Source organism: Kandleria sp., from assembly GCF_017934775.1.
In the GTDB taxonomy this organism is placed as follows: Bacteria; Bacillota_I; Bacilli_A; order Erysipelotrichales; family Coprobacillaceae; genus Kandleria; species Kandleria vitulina.
This window is the reverse complement of sequence record NZ_JAGBIX010000011.1, coordinates 1-17,915: the sequence shown is the minus strand read 5'-3', so window position 1 is coordinate 17,915 and position 17,915 is coordinate 1. Positions and strand designations below refer to the sequence as shown.

Genomic DNA, 17,915 nt, shown 5'->3' with positions numbered 1-17,915 from the left:
TACAATGAAAGTTGCAATTATTATGGGTTCTGCCTCAGATGCAGATAAGATGGAAGCTTGCATTCACATCTTAAAAGACTTTGGTGCAGAAGTTACAGTAAGAGCTTTATCCGCACATCGTGCGCATAAGGCATTAGAAGAATGTGTAAACGAATGTAATGAAAACGGGACAGATGTAATTATCACTGCAGCAGGTATGGCTGCTGCATTACCTGGCGTAGTCGCATCTATGACTGTATTGCCAGTCATCGGTGTGCCACTAAAAGCGGTAGCTTTTGATGGCTTGGATGCGTTAATGAGCATCGTTCAGATGCCAAGTGGCGTACCAGTTGCGACAGTTGCAATTAATGGGGGAAAGAATGCTGCATATCTTGCATTGCAGATCATGGGTATTAAATATCCAGAATTAAGCGAGAAGCTAAAAGCATTCAGAAAAGAACAGGAAGACGCATGTCTTAAGACAGATCAGGATATTAGAGAAAGATATTAAGGAGAGAATAGGACAATGGAATTAGGCAAATTATTGTACGATGGAAAGGCTAAACAAATTTACGAAACTGAAAATGAAAATGAAATTATCATGCATTACAAAGATGATGCTACTGCTGGTAATGGTGTAAAACATGATCAGTTTGCTGGAAAGGGTATCTTGAACCATACAATTTCAGGTATTATCTTCGATATGCTTGAAGAAGCTGGAATCAAGACTCATCTTATCAAGAAATTATCTGATACAGATGATTTAGTAAAGAAAGTAGAAATCTTCCCATTGGAAGTGATTGTCAGAAATATTACAACAGGTTCATTCTGTCGTCGTACTGGATGTCAGGAAGGGCTTGTATTAGAAGAACCAATCTTCGAAATCAGCTATAAGAATGATGAATACGGTGATCCTTTAATTAATGAAGATCATGCAGTAGCGATGTCATTATGTACTAGAGAAGAATATGCTAAAATTAAAGCTTCTACATTAAAGATTAATGAATTATTAAAAGAATTCTTCTTGTCTTTAAATTTAAAGCTTGTAGATTTCAAGATTGAATTTGGTAAGACTGCTGATGGCGAAATTCTATTGGCTGATGAAATCTCACCAGACTCATGCCGTTTATGGGATGTTAACACTAATAAGAAATACGACAAAGATGTATTTAGACAGGATATTGGTGATTTAATTGAAACATATAAGGCTGTCTTAGCAAGAATGGAAAATAAATAGAAGGAGAACTCTATGGACTACAAGAAAGCAGGCGTGGATATCGAAGCAGGATATCGTTCAGTTGAATTAATGAAAGGTTATGTTAAAGAAACTATGAGACCAGAAGTTTTAGGGGGACTTGGTGGTTTCGCAGGTGCCTTTGACCTTTCTAAAATTAAGGAATATGACGAACCTGTATTGCTGTCAGGAACAGATGGCTGTGGTACAAAAGTCAAATTGGCCATGATTATGGATAAACACGATACAATCGGTATTGATGCTGTCGCAATGTGCGTAAATGATATAGCATGTTCGGGGGGAGAACCATTATTTTTCTTAGACTACATTGCATGTGGAAAGAACTATCCAGAAAAGATTGCAACTATCGTTAAAGGTGTTGCAGAAGGGTGCAAACAGAGTGAAGCAGCTTTAATCGGGGGAGAAACTGCTGAACATCCAGGTTTGATGCCTGAAGAAGATTATGACTTAGCTGGATTTGCAGTAGGTGTCGTTGAGAAGAAAGAAATCATTGATGGAAAGACAATGAAAGATGGAGATATCCTTGTTGGTATCGCTTCTAGCGGCGTACATTCAAATGGTTTTTCTCTTGTAAGAAAAGTCTTTGACATGACTGAAGAATCATTAAACACATATTATGATGAGTTGGGTAAAACACTTGGGGAAGCGTTAATTGAACCAACTAGAATCTATGTTAAGGCACTTAAGAATGTAAAAAATGCTGGCGTAAAAGTAAAAGGATGCTCACATATCACTGGTGGAGGATTCTATGAAAACGTACCAAGAATGTTGCCAGAAGGTATTCATGCTACTATCAAGAAAGATAGTTATCCTGTTTTGCCAATCTTTGATTTGATTGCTAAAAATGGTCATGTAGAAGAAAAGATGATGTATAACACATTCAACATGGGGTTAGGAATGGTTATTGCATTAGATCCTAGTGATGTAGATACAGCTATGAAGGCTATCAAAGAAGCAGGAGAAGAATGCTATATTGTAGGTTCATTATCAAACGGTGAAAAGGGAGTTACACTATGCTAAATATTGCAGTTTGTATTTCAGGAGGAGGTACGGATCTGCAGTCAGTCATCGATGCATGTGAAGCAGGCTCAATCAATGGGGAGATTAAGCTTGTTATTTCCAATAGAAAAAAGGCTTATGGTCTAGAGAGAGCAAGAAAACATAATATTAAGGCAGAAGTGATCAGAGATGAAGATGAAATTCTCGCTCGTTTTGAGGAAGAGAAGATTGATCTTATTGTCCTTGCTGGATATCTTGCAATTGTAGGGGAGAAAACAATTGCTAAGTATGAAAATAAGATCATCAATATTCATCCTTCCTTGATTCCTGCCTTCTGTGGACCAGGCTATTATGGAATGCATGTCCATGAAGCTGTCTATAAGCGTGGTGTCAGATATTCTGGATGTACGGTTCATTTCGTCAGCAATGAAGTTGATGGTGGACCAATCATCCTACAGAAAGCTGTAGATATCAGCGATGTAAAATCTCCTGAAGAAATCCAGGAACGAGTATTAAGGGAAGAACATATATTATTGCCAGAAGCAGTAAGATTATTCTGCAATGGTCAATTACAGGTCATAAATGAAAGAGTGGAGATCAAATAATGAAAAGAGCATTAATGTCAGTAACTGATAAAACGGGAATTGTAGAATTCGCAAAAGGTCTTGAAAAAGAAGGTTTTGAAATTGTTTCTACAGGAGGAACATTCAAAGCGTTAGTTGAAGGTGGCGTAAAGGCTATCTCAATAGAAGATGTAACAGGTTTTCCTGAAATCTTAGATGGTAGAGTAAAGACTCTTCATCCAAAAGTACATGGTGGACTTCTTTATAGAAGAGATGATCCTAAACATGTAGAAACAATCAAAGAAATGAATATTACACCAATCGATTTGGTTTGCTGTAACTTATATGCTTTCGATAAAGCATTAGAAAAAGGTGCAGATTTACCAGAAATGGTTGAAAATATTGATATCGGTGGTCCTTCAATGATCAGAAGTGCTGCTAAGAACTTCAAGGATGTATTCATTGTCAGTGATCCAGCTGATTATTCAGATGTATTGGATGCTATCCATAATAATACAGCTGACTTAAAATTCCGTATGAATCTTGCTTATAAGGCATATTCAAAAACAGCTGCCTACGATACAATGATCTCTCATTATTTTGAAGAACAGCTTAAAAAATAGGAGGCACACATGAACGTATTGGTAATTGGAAGCGGTGGGCGTGAACACGCCATCGCTTATGCACTTGCAAAAAGTGAACATGTCGATAAGCTTTTTGCATTACCAGGAAATCCTGGGATTGCAGAAATTGGGACATGTATTCCTGGAAGCGTAGAGGATCTTGAGGGGATTCTTAAGGTCGTAGAAGACTACAATATCGAATTAACAGTAATTGGTCCTGAAGTACCATTATGCTTAGGATTAGCTGATTTATTAGAAGATCATGGACATAAGGTATTTGGCCCAAGAAAAGCTGCTGCTAATCTTGAAGGATCAAAAGCATTCTCTAAGAAATTTATGGAAAAGCATCATATTCCTACAGCTAAGTATGTAGAAGTAACTGAATTAGATGCTGCTTATAAGGCATTAAATGATTTTAGTTATCCTGTAGTCATCAAGGCTGATGGCTTAGCTGCTGGTAAAGGTGTTGTGATCTGTGAAGAAGAAGAGATGGCTAAAGAGACTCTTAAGAGCATGTTAAGTGGAGATATTCTTGCTGGGGCAGGCCGTAAGGTTGTCATTGAAGAATTCTTGACTGGATTTGAATGTTCATTGCTTTGTTTTACTGATGGTAAAACAATTGTTCCAATGGTTTCCGCAAAAGATCACAAACAGATCTATGATAATAATAAGGGACCAAATACCGGAGGAATGGGAACTGTTTCACCAAACCCATTTATGCCAAGTGGCATGGATGAAAAGTTAAGAGAAACTGTTCTTGAACCTTTTGTTAAAGGTCTACAGGAAGATGGTCTTGACTTTAGAGGTGTAATCTTCATCGGATTGATGATAGAAAACAATGAAGCTAAAGTTCTAGAATTCAATGTAAGATTTGGTGATCCAGAAACTCAGTCTATCTTATTGAGATTAGATAGTGATCTTTATGAGATCATGAATGCTGTAGCATTATCTAAGCTTGATGAAGTGGAAGTTAAATGGAAAGATGAACAGGTTACATGTGTTGTTCTTTCTAGTGGAGGATATCCAGGAAGTTATGAAAAATCACTTCCAATTACTGGATTGGATCAGCTTCCAGATGATATAATTGTATTCCATGCTGGTACTGCCATGAAAGATGGTGTGCTTGTCACAAACGGTGGTCGTGTACTTAATGTTTGTGCAGTTGGAAAACATTTAGATGAAACAAGAGAAAAAGTTTATCAGGCTATTGAAAAGATTCATTTTGATGGTATGTATTGCAGAAAAGATATAGGTTTACATTAGGAGGATTCCATGAGTCAAGTTTGTCGCGTTTATGTCGCAAAAAGAGAAGAGAATGCTGTTGAAGCCAAGAGTGTAAGACACCAGCTTCGTCATCAGCTTGATATGAAACAAGTAGAGAAAGTTACAATTATTAATCGTTATGATCTACAGGGACTTTCAGAAGAAGTACTTCAGAAGGGTATTAACACAATTCTTTCTGAACCAATGGTGGATAATGTTTATCTTGAAGATTATCCTCATCAGGAAAGTGAAGTTATCGCAATCGAATATCTTCCTGGACAGTATGATGTTAGAGCTGACTTTGCTGCTCAATGTTTTCAGCTATTAACTGAAGAAAAAGGCGTAAAAGTTAAATGTGCTCGCCTTTATATTATTGAAGGTATTACAAAAGAAGACGTACCTGCTATTGAAAATTTCTTAATTAACCCAGTAGATTCACGTCTCGCTTCATTAGAAAAGCCAGAAACTTTGGAAGATAAAGCTATTGAAATCAAGGATGTTCCTGTTATTGAAGGCTTTAGATCTTTCAATAAAGAAGAACTTTCTCAATATATTGAAGATAATGGCATGGCCATGAACTATGATGACCTTAAGGTTACACAGGATTACTTTGTAGAAGAACAGCGTGATCCAACTGAAACTGAATTAAAGGTTCTTGATACATACTGGTCAGATCATTGTCGTCATACTACATTTGGTACAGTATTAACTGATATTCATATTGAAGATGGCGCATTCAAGACAATTCTTGAAAAAGATATTGATAACTATAAAGCAAGTCGTCATCTTGTTTATGGTGTAAATACTACAAGACCATTAACATTAATGGATCTTGGTACAATCGGTATGAAAGAACTTCGTAAACGTGGATATCTTGACGATATGGAAGTCTCAGAAGAAATCAATGCCTGCTCAGTTGAATTAAAAGTTCATACTGATCAGGGTGATGAAGATTGGTTATTGATGTTCAAGAATGAAACTCATAACCATCCTACTGAAATTGAACCATTTGGTGGAGCTGCTACTTGTTTAGGTGGATGTATCCGTGACCCACTTTCTGGTCGTGCTTATGTTTACCAGTCAATGCGTATTACTGGTGCTGGTGATCCTCGTCAGTCATTGAAGGATACAATGAAAGGTAAGCTTCCACAAAGAAAAATCTGTCGTGAAGCAGCTCAGGGATTCTCAAGCTATGGTAACCAGATTGGTTTAACAACTGGTTATGTGCATGAAATCTATGATCAGGGTTATGTTGCTAAGAGAATGGAACTTGGTGCCGTTGTCGCTGCAGCGCCTAAGAAACAGGTTAAGAGATTAGAACCAGAAAATGGTCAGATTGTATTGCTTATCGGTGGAAGAACTGGTCGTGATGGTATCGGTGGTGCCACTGGTTCAAGTAAGAAACATGAATTAAAAACAACTGAAACTGCAGGTGCAGAAGTACAGAAAGGTAACCCAGTTGAAGAACGTAAGATTCAGAGATTATTTAGAAATGGTGAATTCTCTGAAAAGATCGTTCGATGTAATGACTTTGGCGCCGGTGGGGTATCTGTCGCAATTGGTGAATTAGCTGATGGATTAGATATCAACTTGGATGCTGTACCTAAGAAATATGAAGGATTAAATGGTACAGAGCTTGCTATTTCTGAATCTCAGGAACGTATGGCTATTGTCATCAATAAAGAAGATTTAGACTTTATGTTAGCATGCTGTGCTGATGAAAACCTTGAAGCAACATATGTTGCTGATGTAACAGATAAAGGTAGATTAACAATGCGTTATCAGGGTAAAGTCATTGTTGATCTTTCAAGAGAATTCTTAAATAAGAATGGTGCAAAACGTTATCAGGATGTCAATGTACCATTACCAGATTTCTCTAAGAACCCATTAAAAGTAAAAGCTCAGGATACTTTTAAAGCAACTAGTAAAGAAGTTATGACTCGTCTTTCTGTCGCAAGTCAGAAGGGCTTGGTTGAACGTTTTGACTCTTCTATCGGAAATGGTACTGTTCTTTCTCCATATGGAGGAAAGACATTCCGTACTGAAACTGAAGCTATGGCTGCTTTAATTCCAGTATTAGGTAAAGAAACAACAACATGTTCATTAATGTCATATGGCTATAATCCAAAAATCACAGAATGGTCTCCATACCATGGTGCCATCAGTGCAGTGGTAGAATCTGTTGCGAAGATTGTCGCAATGGGCGGTGATTATCATAAGATCCGTTTCTCATTCCAGGAATTCTTCCAGCGTCTAATGGATAATCCAACTCGTTGGGGTCAGCCATTTGCTGCATTACTTGGTGCCTATAGAGCACAGAAGGAATTATTATTACCTTCAATCGGTGGTAAGGATTCTATGTCAGGTACATTTGAAAATATTGATGTACCACCAACATTCGTGTCATTTGCGGTTACTGGTGAAGATGTAAAACATATCATCTCTCCAGAATGGAAAGAAGCAGGACACACTATTGTTGAAGTGATGATTCCAAAAGATGAATTTGGTATCTTTGATTTTGATGCACTTAAGAAACAGTACGATGCTGTTCTTGAATTAATGAGAAAAGGTATCGTCAAGAGTGCTTATACTATTAAAGATGGTGGTCTACTTGAAGCTATCTATAAGAGTGCATTTGGTAATAAGATTGGTCTTAAGATCAATGAAGAATTAACTTTAGAAGACTTAATTGAAAAGAACTACGGTCATATGATTCTTGAAGTTGAAGGTGAAGTAACACTTGAATATTCAAGAGTTGTTGGTGAGACTATTGCTAGCGATAAAGTCATCTACAAGGATGAAGAAGTCATGCTTGATGATATCTATGCTGAACATACAGCCGTACTTGAAGATGTTTATCCTACAGTCGCAAAAGCACCAACTGATGAGATTAAAGTGAATGATACATTCGAAAGAGGAAAAGCACATGCTTCTAAGACTTACGATGAAGTTAAAGTTGTTATTCCTGCTTTCCCAGGTACAAACTGTGAATATGATTCTGCTAGAGCATTCAAGAAAGCCGGAGGGACTCCTGAAATTGTATTGATTAAAAATACAAGTGATGATGATATCAAGAACTCTATCAATGCGCTTGCTAAAGCTATTGATGGTGCTCAGATTATGATGATTCCAGGTGGATTCTCTGCTTCTGATGAACCAGAAGGATCAGGTAAATTTATTGCGACAGTATTACGCAATCCTAAGATCAAAGAAGCAATTGAAAAGCTTCTTGATAGAGAAGGATTGATCATTGGTATCTGTAATGGATTCCAGGCACTTGTCAAAGTGGGATTATTGCCAGATGGTGTCATTAGAGATATGACTAAAGATGATGCAACATTAACATTCAATACAATTGGACGTCATGTATCACAGATGGTTAAAACACGTATTTCATCTGTTAAGTCTCCATGGTTAGCTAATGTCAATGTTGGAGATACACATATTATTCCTGTTTCACATGGTGAAGGACGCTTTGTCGCAAACAAGGAAGTCTTAGATCGTTTAATCGCCAATGGTCAGGTATTTAGTCAGTATGTTGATGAAAATGATGAAGTCACTATGAAATCTCCATTCAATCCAAATGGTTCTATGTATGGTATTGAAGGTATTCTTTCTGAAGATGGTAGAGTCATCGGTAAGATGGGACATAGTGAACGTCAGGGAGACAACAGAAACATCAATATTTATGGTGACATGGATCAGAAATTATTTGAATCCGGTGTTGCTTACTTTAAATAAATGAGGAGAATGTGAATGGATAAATTACAGTTTGAATGTACAACTTTATCACCTTTAGATGGAAGATATGGTGTAATCAAGGATATGCTTGGAGAATATTTCTCTGAGTATGCCCTTGTAAAATATAGAGTCTTTGTAGAAATTCAGTGGTTAAAATATTTAATTGATCATATTGATACGCCAGTATTAAATGAAGCAAGAAAGAAAGATCTTTCTGGTGTAATGAATATTGCATCTTCATTCAACTTTGATGCTTATAAGCGTATTAAGGAAATTGAAAAGACTACAAGACATGATGTTAAGGCTGTTGAATATTATATTGATGAACAGCTTGCTGAATTAGGATTCCATAAGCTAGAAAGCTTTGTGCATATCGGATGTACTTCAGAAGATATCAACAATACTTCATATGGCTGCATGATCAGAGATGGTCTTAAGAACGTATGGCTTAAGAAAGCAAAAGAATTTGCAAAAACAATTGATGGTCTTGCTTTACAGTATGCTGATATTCCAATGTTAGCTCATACTCATGGACAGCCAGCTACACCTACTACAATTGGTAAGGAATTCAAGGTGTACGCTTATCGTTTCCTTTCTAGCATCGAAAATGTAGAAGCAGTTAAGATTAAAGCTAAATTCAATGGTGCAACAGGTAACTATTCTGCTATCGGTGTACCTTTCCCTGATATGGATTGGGAAAAAGCAAACAAGGAATTTGTGGAAGATTATCTTGGTTTAACATTTAACCCATTCACAACTCAGATTGAATCACATGACTATACTTGTCATATTCTAGATGGTATTCGTCATTTCAATAATGTCTTAATGGATCTTGATGTAGATATGTGGCTATATATCTCAATGGAATACTTCAAGCAGATTCCAGTTAAAGGTGAAGTAGGTTCTTCTACTATGCCACATAAAGTCAATCCAATCAGATTTGAAAACTCTGAAGCCAATGCTGATTTCTCAAATAATATTTGTGTATCATTAAGCAATAAGCTTCCTAAATCAAGAATGCAGAGAGATTTATCTGATTCTTCATCACAGCGTAACTTAGGTTTAGCATTCGGTTATTCTTTACAGGCAATCAATGAAACAACTGGTGGTCTTGCTAAATGTGTAATCAATGAAGAAAAGCTAGCTGCTGACTTAAATGAAAAATGGGAAGTATTAGCTGAACCAATTCAGACTATGCTTAGAAAATATGGTATTGCAGATGCATATGATCAGTTAAAGGCATTAACAAGAGGAAAGAATATTTCTAAAGATGCTATTCTTGAATTTGCCAAGGGATTAGAAGTTCTTTCTGATCAGGATAGAGAAACATTAGTTAATATGACTCCAGCTGGATATATTGGCTATGCTGCTCGTATCGCAAAAAAAGAATTATAAGAAGATGATTTGATTCATCTTCTTTTTCTTTTATAATACTAATGAGGTGATGGAATTGAAAATTGGATTTATTGGATTAGGTGTCATGGGAAAACCTATGGCTGAACATATAAAGAATGCTGGGCATGAATTGTATGTTTATACCCGTACAAAAGAAAAATGTCTTGATCTATTAGAAAAAGGGGCTATCTGGTGCAATGATGTTGCTGAATGTGCAAGATGCTCTGATGTCATGGTGACCATGATTGGTTTTCCAAAAGATGTTGAAGAAGTATACTTTGGCAAAGATGGTGTTATTGAAAATATGAAAGAAGGCTCTATCATGATTGATATGACCACAACTTCACCAAAATTGTCACAGCGCATCTATGAAGAAGCACAAAAAAGAGGACTCCACTCACTAGACGCTCCTGTATCTGGAGGAGATAAAGGGGCAAAAGAAGCCACACTTGCGATTATGGTAGGTGGAGATCAGGAGATCTTTGAAAAAATGAAACCATTACTATCAGTAATGGGAACAAATGTGATCTATGAAGGAGAAGCCGGTGCAGGCCAGCACACTAAGATGGCTAATCAGATTGCGATTGCCGGTACGCTTGCAGGAACCGTTGAAGCAATCGCTTATGGCAAGAAAGCTGGACTAGATGTGCAGAAGATGCTTGATACTATTGCTAATGGCGCTGCCGGAAGCTGGCAGCTTTCAAATCTTGGTCAGAAGATTATTGATGGAGATTTTAATCCAGGATTTTTTATTAAGCATTTTGTAAAGGATATGCGTATTGCGGATGAAGAAGCGTTGAGTCGCGACTTGACTTTAGAAGTTCTTGAGAAAGTCTTGTCCATGGAGACTAAGATGCAAGAAGAAGGCTACGGCGAAGAAGGAACACAGGGGTTGGCACATTATTATGAGAACATTTAATAAGGGCGATGTTGTCAGACATTTTAAAAGAGAAACTGTGGATGCTTCTTCAATGACTTATCTCTATGAAATTGTTGGTGTTGCTACGCACAGTGAAACTGATGAGGATATGATGGTCTATCGCGCACTTTATGGGGATAAAAAAATGTATGTACGTCCATTAAAGATGTTTTTAGAAGAAGTGGATCATGAAAAGTATCCTTCTATTAAACAAAAATACAGGTTTGAAAAAGATCATATGTAGATATGATCTTTTTTCATCATATTGCTTTTTATTTTTTCATTTATCTTATACAATAAATGGTTGGTTAAGGAGGTTTTGTATGAACCAGAAATTTTCTTCAAACAGCAGACTGGTATTCTATTTTTTACGTTCAAGCAAACGTTATTTTGGAATAGGAATCCTTTTTGCAATACTGGCGTCGTTTATTGATCTGATTAATCCGAAGATTGTGGGATTTACTGTTGATTCCATCATTGGCCATAAAGCCTCTTCGCTTTCATTTATAGATACTGGATTTCTTCGTGAACATCTTTATCTGGTAGGTGCTCTGGTCATTGGCATTGCCTTGCTTGGAGCAGTATGCAGATATATCTATAATCTAATGAATGCTGCAGGATCAGAGACGCTGGTTCAGACAATGAGAAACAGTCTGTTCTCACATATTCAGAAATTGCCTTTCTCTTGGTATATTGATAATTCTACGGGAGATATTATTCAAAGATGTACAAGTGATGTTGAACAGATCAAGAACTTTCTTTCTGAACAGCTGACTAGTTTCTTTAGAATTATTATTCTCTTGGCTTTATCATTGTTCTTTATGTCACAGATTTCTGTGTTTCTTACTATTGTAGCAGCGAACTTTATCCCTATTATCGTGGGATATTCCTTGTTTTTTAGAAAAAAGATCAGTCAGTCTTTTCTGGTGGCTGATGAAGAAGAAGGAAATCTTTCTTCTATTGCGCAAGAAAACTTAACAGGAGTAAGAGTTGTTCGTGCATTTGGAAGAGAGAAAGAAGAACGTGATCGATTTGAGAAGCAGAATAATATCTATACATCCGCTTATATGAAATTCTCAGTCTATATTTCAATGTTCTGGTCAGCCGGTGATGGCATTTCTGGCTTACAGGTAATGATGATTGTTGTACTGGGAGCTCTTCTTTGTGTAAAAGGAGAAATGACAGCGGGTGATTATATCGCCTTTATTTCTTATAATGCCATGCTGGTATGGCCAATTCGTCAGCTTGGAAGAGTTATTTCTGATATGAGCAAGGCTGGTGTCTCAATTGATCGTATTCGCTATATTATGAATTCTCAAGAAGAAAGAGATCATGAACATCCTTTAACTGTTGATATGCATCAGGATATCGTATTTGATCATGTATCATTTAGATATAAAGAGGAGGCTCCTTATATTCTTGATGATGTTTCTTTTACAATCAAGAAAGGAGAAACATTGGGAATATTAGGAAGTACGGGATCTGGTAAATCTACATTGATGTACTTGCTAGATCGTCTTTATGAACCTACCAAAGGGAAAATCACCATTGGGGGAGTAGATATAGCGACAATCAAGAAAGATCACTTAAGAGAAAATATTGGATTTGTATTACAGGAGCCATTTCTTTTCTCTAGAAGCTTGTCTGAAAATATTGCGATTGCGAAAAAGGAAGCAACTCATCAGGATGTGATTGAGGCTAGTCGTATTGCTTCATTGGATGATGCAGTATCACACTTTACTAAAGGGTATGATACTTTTGTGGGAGAAAGAGGAGTCACTTTATCTGGGGGACAAAAACAAAGAACTGCGATTGCCCAGATGATTATTTCTAAGACACCTATCATGATTTTTGATGATTCACTTTCTGCTGTTGATACACAGACAGATCAGAAAATAAGAAAAGCCTTAAAAGAGAATGTTCATGATTCTACGGTTATTATGATTTCTCATCGTATTTCTACATTAAAGGATGCGGATCATATTATCGTTATGAATGAAGGCAAGATTATCGAAGAAGGAACACATCAGTCATTGATGAACCAGAATGGTCTATATAAGACCATCAGTGATATTCAATCATTAGGAGGAATTTCTCATGAATAAGAAACTTAAATATTTTGGTATTCCTCAGATTATTAGTTATGTTAAAAAGTATCGTCTAATGATTGTAGTCATGGTTGTACTTGGCGCATTGAGTTCTCTTATTGATACGATTTATCCACTGTTTAATCAGTATGCGATCAATCATTATATTGGACAGGGAAAAATAGATAATCTTACATTATTTATTGTAAGCTACATCTTATTCTTGATTGCTCAGGTTTTCTTGAATTACTTTAGCAGTTATCTTTGCTGCAAGGTTGAACTTGAAGTAGGAAGAGATTTAAAGAATGCTTCATTCAATCATCTTCAGACGTTATCTTTCTCATATTTCAATACCAACAATGTTGGCTATGTTCATGCACGTATTATGTCCGATACTGATCGTATTGGTACAATGGTGTCATGGCGATTGATGGATATTGTCTGGAATCTTTCTTATATTATCTTTGTATTTGTGGTAATGAGCATGATCAATGTTCGTCTTGCATTGCTGTTGCTTTTGCTTGTACCTGTTGCCATAGTGTTTATCTTATTCTTCCAGAAAAGAATTGTCTTCTTGAACCGTAAGATCAGAGAAATTAATTCAATGATTACAGGACATTTCAATGAAGGAATCACTGGCGCAAAGACTATTCGTACATTGGTGGTAGAAGATACGATTCAGGATGATTTTGAAAAAGATACCAATCTGATGAAACGTACTTCCATTCATTCTACGCACTATTCAGCATTGTTTAGTGCCACTGTTACAACACTCTCAAGTGTGGCCTTGGCTATTGTTTTATGGCAGGGAGGACGATTAAGTATTGAGGGTCTTATGAAAATAGGAACACTTTCAGTGTTTATGTCGTATGCCTTAGGCATGATTGATCCTATTCAGCGTATGATTGAAACGATTTCTCAGTTGATCAATGTACAAGTCAACATTGAACGTTTTACAACTTTAATGAATACTGATTCTGATGTTGTCGATGGTGAGGATGTCATTAAGAAATATGGGGATGTTTTTCATCCACGTAAAGAGAACTGGGAAAAACTTCATGGTGATATTGTCTTTGAAAATGTGTCCTTCAAATATCCAGATGGCGAAGAGATGGTTCTTGAAGATTTCAATCTGCATGTCCCACAAGGAACAAATGTTGCTATTGTTGGAGAAACAGGGGCAGGGAAGTCAACGCTTGTAAATCTTGTCTGTCGTTTCTATGAACCTACAAAAGGAAGAATTCTGATTGATGGCAGGGATGCAAGAGAAAGAAGTCAGTCCTGGCTGCATGATCATATTGGATATGTGTTGCAGACACCACATCTTTTCTCAGGGACTATTCGCGATAATCTTCGTTATGGCAAAAGTGATGCTACTGATGAAGAAATATGGAAGGCATTAAAGATCGTTAATGCAGAAGAAATAGTGAAACGTATGGGTGAGGGACTCGACAGCAATATTGGAGAAGGTGGCAATACAATGTCCACTGGTGAAAAGCAGCTGTTAAGCTTTGCGAGAGCCATTATTGCCAATCCAGCTATTCTTATTCTTGATGAAGCCACATCTTCTATTGATACAATGACTGAACAGAAGATTCAGATGGCTATTGAAAAATTAGTTGAAGGACGTACATCATTTATGATTGCGCATCGTCTTTCTACTGTTGTCAATGCGGATATCATTCTTGTTGTTAAAGATGGGAAGATCATAGAATCAGGTCAGCATGAAGAACTGATGAATAAAAAGGGGTACTATTATCAGCTTTATTCACGTGAAGAAGTTGAACAAGCGACTAAGAAAGCATTCTAGTCTTATCAAAATTAAATATATTTGATAAAATAGACTAGGTGATAAAGATGGAAGATACACGTTATATATTTGCAGAAGGCTTAAAAGAATTGTTAAAGAAACAGCCTTTAGATAAAGTGAGTGTCACTGATCTTGTAAAAGTATCCGGTAAGACAAGACAGACATTCTATCGTTACTTTGAAGATAAGTACGCTTTAGTCAATTGGTACTTTAAGGTGCTAGCTGATCAGTCATTCTTACAGATTGGTGAACAGGAAACCTTGAAGGAAGGATTGACAAAGAAATTTGAATTCATTCTAGAAGATCAGCTATTCTTTGAAGCGGCGTTCTTATCAAAAGATTATAATAATGTAGAACATTATGACTATGAATGTATTTATCATTTTTATGAAGGCATCATTAAAAAGAAATGTGGACAAATTCCCGATGATATTCGTTTCTTGTTAAAAATGTATTGTCATGGTTCCATTACTATGACAGTGGATTGGGCTACTCATGGAATGAAAAGATCACCAGAAGAGCTAGCGCAGTATCTCATTGATGCTTTACCAGTTAAGCTTGAATATTATCTATCAGATTTAAAGTAGACTTCGGTCTACTTTTTTTATGTGACAAATGGGGGAAAGTGTAACTTGAAAGCCCTAACATCTAAATGTTAAAATTTTATCATAGAGAAAACAAGGAGAGATATAATATGGCAAATGCAATTGTATTAAACACAATTTCTTATCATGGTAAAGAAGCAATCAAACAAATTCCAGAGATTGCTAAAAAAGAAGGATTTAAAAAGATTTTTGTATGTTCAGATCCTGATCTTGTAAAATTTGGTGTTACTAAGAAGGTCACTGATCTTCTTGATGAAAGTGGACTTGAATATGTCATCTATTCAGAAATTAAACCAAATCCTACAATCAAGAATGTTCAGGATGGTGTCAAAGCATTTAAGGAAGCTAATGCGGATTCTATTATTACTATCGGTGGTGGTTCTTCAATGGATACAGCCAAAGCGATTGGAATTATCGTAGAAAATCCTGAATTTGAAGATGTGCGTTCACTTGAAGGGGTAGCACCTACAAAAAATCATGCAGTACGTACAATCGCTGTACCTACAACTGCAGGAACAGCAGCTGAAGTTACAATCAACTATGTTATTACAGATGTAGAAAAAGAAAGAAAGTTCGTCTGCGTCGATCAGAATGATATTCCAAATTGGGCTGTCGTTGATCCTGATATGATGTCATCTATGCCAAAAGGATTGACTGCTGCTACAGGTATGGATGCATTGACTCATGCGATTGAAGGCTATACAACAAAAGCGGCATGGGAAATGACAGACATGTTCCATCTTGAAGCAATCAAGCTTATCGCTAAAAACTTACGTGGTGCAGTAGAGAATACTGATGAAGGCAGAGAAGGCATGGCCTTAGCACAATATATCGCCGGAATGGGATTCTCTAATGTAGGATTAGGTATTGCTCATTCTATTGCGCATACTTTCTCAGCTCACTATGATACGCCACATGGCGTAGCATGTGCCATCATGTTACCAATCGTCATGGAATTCAATCAGGATTACACTGGTGAGAAATTCAGAGAAATCGCTCGTGCAATGGGTGTTGAAGGTGTTGATCAGATGAGTGAAAGTGAATATCGTCAAGCTGCAATCGACGCTGTTAAGACATTAAGCAAGGATGTCGGTATTCCATCATATGTAGAAGGATTAAAAGAAGAAGATGTAGAACAGCTCGCAAAAGATGCTTTTGCGGATGCATGTGCACCAGGAAATCCTAGAGATACAACTTTGGAAGAATTCAAGGAATTAATTAGAAAAGTTATGAAGTAGTCAAAAAAACATAGAAAGTCACAACTTTCTATGTTTTTTTCATGCTTTAAGTTAGTTATATTTTATAATTATAACTAGTTATGACTTCCATTTGACTTTGGTTTTGTACAATGAACATATAAGTGGAGGTTATGGGTATGAATACTATGCGTGTAAAAATGATAGGAACATTTGAAATGTCCTATAATGGAAAAACGATTGCCTATAATGATTTTCATTCGTCAAAGATTACAGAGCTGCTGGTTTATTTGTTTAAGAAACCATTTGATCAGATTAGTAATCATGAATTATCTGAAATCATGTTCAAGGATGCATCACAAGATCCATTGAATGCATTGAAAGCTCTTGTTTATCGTGTGAGAGTATTATTAAAAGAGTTTGGTGATGAACCTTTTATTATCTCTTCAAAGGGCTATTATTACTGGAATGAATCTATTCGAGTAGAAATTGATCTCGATGAATTTGAACATTATATTCAGCTTGCAAAAAAAGATGAAGAAATCAATTATGAGTATTATGAAAAAGCAGTTGCTCTTTATAAAGGACGTCTGCTGCCAATGATTGCGAATACGTTATGGGTAAAACTGGAAAATACGTATCTTGAATCAAAGGTTCTTCAGGCTATGCTGGCATTGATGATTAAGTATTATGAAGAAGAATCTATCGAAGAATTTAAAGAGATGTCACGAAAGATTTTAGAACTGGATGTTTATAATGAAAAAGCACATTACTATATTATGAAACAGTATATTAGAGAAAATAATATTGAATTGGCTAGAAAGAATTATAAGAATCTAGAAACACTGTTTCGTAAAGATTTAGGCATTGATCCTAACATTTCATTAAAGGAGCTGCTCCACCAGTCGCAGCAACAGGAAAATGAAAGACGTCTAGAAGCTATCCAGTCTACATTCCAGCAGTTCAAAAGCAAACAGGCTTTTGAATGCAGTGCTGAAGAATTTAGACAGCTTTGTGAAATTGAAAAACGTCGTGCACAGAGAGAGACCTCTCATTATCATATTGTAGATATTATCGTAAAAGATGAAAATACAAAGAATAATGAAGCACTAGGCGTTAATCTAAAGAAAGCAATTATGGATAATCTAAGAGAATATGATTGCGTATTACAATATGATCAAAATAAGTTTATGGTTCTTATTGATTGTGAATGGGATCACTTAAAGCAAGTTATTGATCGTATAAAGAGTCATTATTATGAACATAATGGACATGAAGGTAAAATTTATTTCCAAGGTATGAATATTAAGGAATATAAACATTAGATGAATTAGAAATGAAATGATAGCGTCAAGAATTTTGTGTAAATTCTTGATTCCTGTTTTTTTGATTTCTGTCTGATTTGTTTACTGCAGAAATGCAGTAGGCATGGTTCTATTCTTCAGTGACATCTGCATATGTGCAGATGTCACTGAACCAG

At 36.3% G+C, this 17,915-nt stretch carries 15 protein-coding genes; all 15 read left to right on the top strand.

Annotated elements, in window-relative coordinates; translation table 11 throughout:
• The first annotated feature begins 4 nt into the window (after positions 1-4).
• The 15 genes from purE to J6L95_RS01990 all read left to right on the top strand — a co-directional run bounded on the left by purE (position 5) and on the right by J6L95_RS01990 (position 17,760).
• Positions 5-490 carry a 5-(carboxyamino)imidazole ribonucleotide mutase gene (purE, locus tag J6L95_RS02060; RefSeq protein WP_029070126.1) on the top strand — a complete coding sequence of 162 codons (486 nt, stop codon included), beginning with the start codon at positions 5-7 and terminating at the stop codon, positions 488-490.
• A 15-nt stretch (positions 491-505) separates the two neighbouring features.
• On the top strand, positions 506-1,216 hold the full coding sequence (purC, locus tag J6L95_RS02055; protein ID WP_029070125.1) for a phosphoribosylaminoimidazolesuccinocarboxamide synthase: 711 nt from the start codon (positions 506-508) through the stop codon (positions 1,214-1,216).
• A 12-nt stretch (positions 1,217-1,228) separates the two neighbouring features.
• Entirely contained in the window at positions 1,229-2,254 is a 1,026-nt protein-coding gene (gene purM, locus J6L95_RS02050; protein WP_029070124.1) for a phosphoribosylformylglycinamidine cyclo-ligase, read from the top strand.
• Complete coding sequence (purN, locus tag J6L95_RS02045) at positions 2,248-2,838, top strand: phosphoribosylglycinamide formyltransferase (protein WP_029070123.1); 591 nt, start codon at positions 2,248-2,250, stop codon at positions 2,836-2,838. The genes purM and purN overlap by 7 nt, the downstream gene beginning before the upstream one ends.
• On the top strand, positions 2,838-3,419 hold the full coding sequence (locus tag J6L95_RS02040; protein WP_029070122.1) for an IMP cyclohydrolase: 582 nt from the start codon (positions 2,838-2,840) through the stop codon (positions 3,417-3,419). Before purN ends, J6L95_RS02040 begins: the two co-directional genes overlap by 1 nt.
• A 9-nt stretch (positions 3,420-3,428) precedes the next feature.
• Complete coding sequence (purD, locus tag J6L95_RS02035) at positions 3,429-4,682, top strand: phosphoribosylamine--glycine ligase (RefSeq protein WP_287457965.1); 1,254 nt, start codon at positions 3,429-3,431, stop codon at positions 4,680-4,682.
• 9 nt (positions 4,683-4,691) lie between these two features.
• Positions 4,692-8,423 (top strand): phosphoribosylformylglycinamidine synthase, encoded by a 3,732-nt coding sequence (locus J6L95_RS02030; RefSeq protein ID WP_287457964.1) that lies wholly within the window; start codon positions 4,692-4,694, stop codon positions 8,421-8,423.
• Positions 8,424-8,438: 15 nt separating this feature from the next.
• On the top strand, positions 8,439-9,818 hold the full coding sequence (purB, locus tag J6L95_RS02025; protein WP_029070119.1) for an adenylosuccinate lyase: 1,380 nt from the start codon (positions 8,439-8,441) through the stop codon (positions 9,816-9,818).
• 46 nt (positions 9,819-9,864) lie between these two features.
• Positions 9,865-10,737, top strand: coding sequence for an NAD(P)-dependent oxidoreductase (locus J6L95_RS02020; RefSeq protein WP_338011458.1), 873 nt, complete (start codon positions 9,865-9,867; stop codon positions 10,735-10,737).
• The gene (locus J6L95_RS02015; RefSeq protein ID WP_074685881.1) at positions 10,724-10,981 is read left to right on the top strand and encodes a DUF1653 domain-containing protein; all 258 of its coding nucleotides are present in this window, start codon (positions 10,724-10,726) and stop codon (positions 10,979-10,981) included. The genes J6L95_RS02020 and J6L95_RS02015 overlap by 14 nt, the downstream gene beginning before the upstream one ends.
• A 79-nt stretch (positions 10,982-11,060) precedes the next feature.
• Entirely contained in the window at positions 11,061-12,842 is a 1,782-nt protein-coding gene (locus J6L95_RS02010) for an ABC transporter ATP-binding protein (RefSeq protein ID WP_029070116.1), read from the top strand.
• Complete coding sequence (locus J6L95_RS02005) at positions 12,835-14,634, top strand: ABC transporter ATP-binding protein (RefSeq protein ID WP_287457962.1); 1,800 nt, start codon at positions 12,835-12,837, stop codon at positions 14,632-14,634. The genes J6L95_RS02010 and J6L95_RS02005 overlap by 8 nt, the downstream gene beginning before the upstream one ends.
• A 47-nt stretch (positions 14,635-14,681) precedes the next feature.
• On the top strand, positions 14,682-15,221 hold the full coding sequence (locus tag J6L95_RS02000) for a TetR/AcrR family transcriptional regulator C-terminal domain-containing protein (protein WP_031588470.1): 540 nt from the start codon (positions 14,682-14,684) through the stop codon (positions 15,219-15,221).
• A 107-nt stretch (positions 15,222-15,328) separates the two neighbouring features.
• Entirely contained in the window at positions 15,329-16,477 is a 1,149-nt protein-coding gene (fucO, locus tag J6L95_RS01995; protein ID WP_029070113.1) for a lactaldehyde reductase, read from the top strand.
• 137 nt (positions 16,478-16,614) lie between these two features.
• Positions 16,615-17,760: a bacterial transcriptional activator domain-containing protein gene (locus J6L95_RS01990; RefSeq protein ID WP_287457961.1), complete on the top strand. Its 1,146-nt coding sequence runs from the start codon at positions 16,615-16,617 to the stop codon at positions 17,758-17,760.
• The last annotated feature ends 155 nt before the right edge of the window (positions 17,761-17,915 follow it).

Excerpts from the sequence above, each read along its gene's own strand:
- purE (WP_029070126.1), top strand. The coding sequence starts at position 5 with ATGAAAGTTGCAATTATTATGGGTTCTGCCTCAGATGCAGATAAGATG.
- purC (WP_029070125.1), top strand. The coding sequence starts at position 506 with ATGGAATTAGGCAAATTATTGTACGATGGAAAGGCTAAACAAATTTAC.
- purM (WP_029070124.1), top strand. The coding sequence starts at position 1,229 with ATGGACTACAAGAAAGCAGGCGTGGATATCGAAGCAGGATATCGTTCA.
- purN (WP_029070123.1), top strand. The coding sequence starts at position 2,248 with ATGCTAAATATTGCAGTTTGTATTTCAGGAGGAGGTACGGATCTGCAG.
- J6L95_RS02040 (WP_029070122.1), top strand. The coding sequence starts at position 2,838 with ATGAAAAGAGCATTAATGTCAGTAACTGATAAAACGGGAATTGTAGAA.
- purD (WP_287457965.1), top strand. The coding sequence starts at position 3,429 with ATGAACGTATTGGTAATTGGAAGCGGTGGGCGTGAACACGCCATCGCT.
- J6L95_RS02030 (WP_287457964.1), top strand. The coding sequence starts at position 4,692 with ATGAGTCAAGTTTGTCGCGTTTATGTCGCAAAAAGAGAAGAGAATGCT.
- purB (WP_029070119.1), top strand. The coding sequence starts at position 8,439 with ATGGATAAATTACAGTTTGAATGTACAACTTTATCACCTTTAGATGGA.
- J6L95_RS02015 (WP_074685881.1), top strand. The coding sequence starts at position 10,724 with ATGAGAACATTTAATAAGGGCGATGTTGTCAGACATTTTAAAAGAGAA.
- J6L95_RS02010 (WP_029070116.1), top strand. The coding sequence starts at position 11,061 with ATGAACCAGAAATTTTCTTCAAACAGCAGACTGGTATTCTATTTTTTA.
- J6L95_RS02005 (WP_287457962.1), top strand. The coding sequence starts at position 12,835 with ATGAATAAGAAACTTAAATATTTTGGTATTCCTCAGATTATTAGTTAT.
- J6L95_RS02000 (WP_031588470.1), top strand. The coding sequence starts at position 14,682 with ATGGAAGATACACGTTATATATTTGCAGAAGGCTTAAAAGAATTGTTA.
- fucO (WP_029070113.1), top strand. The coding sequence starts at position 15,329 with ATGGCAAATGCAATTGTATTAAACACAATTTCTTATCATGGTAAAGAA.
- J6L95_RS01990 (WP_287457961.1), top strand. The coding sequence starts at position 16,615 with ATGAATACTATGCGTGTAAAAATGATAGGAACATTTGAAATGTCCTAT.